General features: G+C 75.5%; 1 protein-coding gene. It reads right to left on the bottom strand.

The window, feature by feature from the left end:
* On the bottom strand, positions 1 to 2,449 hold a 2,449-nt coding region (locus tag AE652_RS37955), incomplete at both ends, for a type I polyketide synthase (protein ID WP_049659874.1).

The raw sequence follows: 2,449 nt of genomic DNA, 5'->3' as shown, positions 1-2,449 counted from the left end.
CGTGTCGTCCCCGTCCCCGCGCCGGTCGGCGACGGCCTGGGCCAGGGCCAGGGTGGCGGCCAGGGCGCGCGGGACGCCGGGGTGGGCGTCGAGCGGCGCGGCCGCCTCGTCGTCGAGGGCGAGGGCGGAGACGATGCCGGAGAGGTCGGCGACACCGGTGGGCAGCGCGGCGGCTAGCGCCTCGCGGTCGGTGGTGTCGATACCGTTCCCGGGCACCGTGAGGACGCGGGCGCCGGCGGCCGTCAGGGCGTCGGCGACGTCCGGCGCGGAGCCGACGAGCAGCCAGGTGCCGGTCAGCGCGGTGCCGTGCTCGGGCAGGGCCGACCAGGCGATGCGGTAGCGCCAGCCGGCGACGGCCGATTCGGCGCGTTCGCGGTGGCGCCAGCCGGTGAGCGCGCCGAGGGCCGGGTCGGCCGGGTCGACACCGAGCAGGTCGGCGAGAGCAGCGGCGTCACCGCGCTCGACGGCGTTCCAGAAGCCCGCCTCGGCGGGCGTGCCCGCGGTGACCGGTACGGTCGGGGCCTCGGTGGGCTCCGGCCAGAACCGGTCCCGCCGGAAGGCGTAGGTGGGCAGGTCCACAACCGTGCCGCCGCCCAGGAGCGCGGTCCAGGCGACGGGCAGGCCCCGGACGTACGCCTCGGCGAGCGAGGCCAGGAGACGCCCGGCGCCGCCGTCCTCGCGGCGCAGGGTGCCGACCACGGCCGGGGTCCGGTCCGCGAAGGCGTCGCTGATCGCCGGGGTGAGCACCGGGTGCGGGGACACCTCGACGTACGCCCCGTGGCCCGCGTCGGCGAGGATCCGCACGGCGCGGTCGAACTCGACGGTCTCGCGGAGGGACGCGTACCAGTAGGCCGGGTCCAGCTCCGGGCCGGACAGCCACGCGCCGGTCATGGCGGAGACCATGGGGATGCGGGCCTCGGTCGGCGTGATGCCCTGGAGGACGGCGAGGATCTCCTCGCGCAGCTCGTCCACGTGCGCGCTGTGCGAGGCGTAGTCCACCGGGATCATCCGGGTGCGCGGGAACTCCCCGCAGGAGTCGGCGAGTTCGCGCAGCGCGTCGGCGTCGCCGGAGACGACCGTCGCCGAAGGACCGTTCACGGCCGCGATCGACAGACGGGAACCGTACGGGGCGATCCGGGCGCGGACACCGTCCACCGGCTCCGCGATCGACAGCATCCCGCCACGACCGGCCAGGGCCTTCAGGGTCTTGCTCCGCAGAGCCACGACCTTGGCAGCGTCGTCCAGGGAGAGAATCCCGGCGACGGCAGCCGCCGCGATCTCGCCCTGCGAGTGACCGACCACAGCGTCCGGAGCGACACCGGCCGCCTCCCAGACGGCGGCGAGCGAGACCATCACGGCCCACAGCGCCGGCTGCACCACATCGGCGGCCTCGAAACCGTGAAGGCCCGCCAGCACATCGTCCAACTGCCAGTCCACGTACGGCGCGAGAGCCTCGGCACACTCGGCCAGCCGCGCCGCGAACACCGGCGAGGCCTCCGCCAGCTCGCGCCCCATGCCGACCCACTGGCTGCCCTGACCGGGGAAGACGAACACCGTCCGCCCCACCCCGTCCGGGGCGACCTCGCCGGTGACCACGCCGGGCGCGGGCTGTCCGGTGGCGACGGCCGAGAGCCCTGCCTCCAGTTCGTCCCGGTCCGCTCCCAGCACCACCGCGCGCTGCTCGAAGGCCGACCGCGTCGTGGCCAGCGACCACGCGACGTCGCCGACCGGCAGCTCCGGCCGCTCCGCGACGTGCTCGCGCAGCCGGCCCGCCTGACCGGCGAGCGTCTGCCCGTCACGGCCGGACAGCACCCACGCCGGGAGGGGTCGCGTCAGGACCGGCGCGAGGTCCTCGGCGGCGTCCTCGGGGACGGTCTCCGCCTCGACCGGGGCCTCTTCGATGATCACGTGGGCGTTGGTGCCGCTGATGCCGAACGCCGAGACACCCGCCCGGCGCGGCCGCTCGCCCGCCGGCCACTCCACCTGCTCCTGGAGCAGACGGACGTTGCCCGTCTCCCAATCGACGTGCGAGGACGGCTCATCGGCGTGCAGGGTCTTCGGCAGCACACCGGCCCGCAGCGCCAGCACCATCTTGATCACACCGGCCACACCGGCGGCCTGCTGGGCGTGCCCGATGTTGGACTTCACCGAGCCCAGCCACAACGGCCGGTCCTCGAACCGCTCCTGGCCGTACGTGGCCAGCAGCGCGCCCGCCTCGATCGGGTCGCCCAGCTCCGTGCCCGTCCCGTGCGCCTCGACCGCGTCGACGTCCGCCGCCGAGATCCGGGCGTTGGCCAGCGCCGCGCGGATGACGCGCTGCTGCGAGGGGCCGTTGGGGGCGGTGAGGCCGTTGGAGGCGCCGTCCTGGTTGATGGCGCTGCCGCGCACCACGCCGAGCACCCGGTGCCCGTTGCGGCGGGCGTCGGAGAGGCGTTCGAGCACCACGATG

The organism is Kitasatospora sp. MY 5-36 (assembly GCF_001182915.1).
GTDB lineage: Bacteria > Actinomycetota > Actinomycetes > Streptomycetales > Streptomycetaceae > Kitasatospora.
This window is presented reverse-complemented; position numbering and strand designations above follow the sequence as displayed.